Annotated in this window: 2 protein-coding genes; both read right to left on the reverse strand. The window is 30.0% G+C overall.

The features are described 5' to 3' along the window. Positions 1 to 160: N-acetylmuramoyl-L-alanine amidase (locus ETC00_RS20785; protein WP_371808923.1), on the reverse strand; the 160-nt coding region annotated here is incomplete at its 3' end. A gap of 115 nt (positions 161 to 275) precedes the next feature. Then, the coding region (locus ETC00_RS19670; RefSeq protein ID WP_171567728.1) for a hypothetical protein at positions 276 to 510 on the reverse strand (235 nt) is incomplete at its 5' end.

Genomic DNA, 510 nt, shown 5'->3' on the forward strand with positions numbered 1-510 from the left:
AAACAAAAAAATCAGCTCCAGCATTATTAGCAATAAGAGGACGTTTACTAAGATCTACATACACATCGGTAGTTCTAACCATTACTACTTTAACACCATATTCTTCTAAAGTTTTCTTAACGCTAAAAGCAGTTTTTAGTGCAATCGTTTTTTCAACGATATTACCTGAAACAGCACCCGGGTCATGACCTCCATGACCAGCATCTTACCTAACTATAAATGTTTTATTCATTATTGTACACCTCTCTTAGGTGTTATTATTATATTGTTTAATCTTAAAGATTTACCATTTCTACATATAGTTTAGGTCCATATTTTTCAACAATATCTTCTAAAATATACTGGTTATTTATATATGCTCCATTAACTACTGAAATTACATTATATATAAAATAAGCAAAGTGTTCTAAAGCTAATAAAGCAGAAGCGTCATACATAGAAATGAATTTTTCTAAATATCCGCGCACTGTTAAATCGTCCATTTTCAAAGATAACTCTTTTTTAGTAGCT

It is taken from the genome of Brevibacillus sp. MCWH (assembly GCF_013096935.1).
GTDB classification, from domain to species: domain Bacteria; phylum Bacillota; class Bacilli; order Brevibacillales; family Brevibacillaceae; genus Brevibacillus; species Brevibacillus aydinogluensis.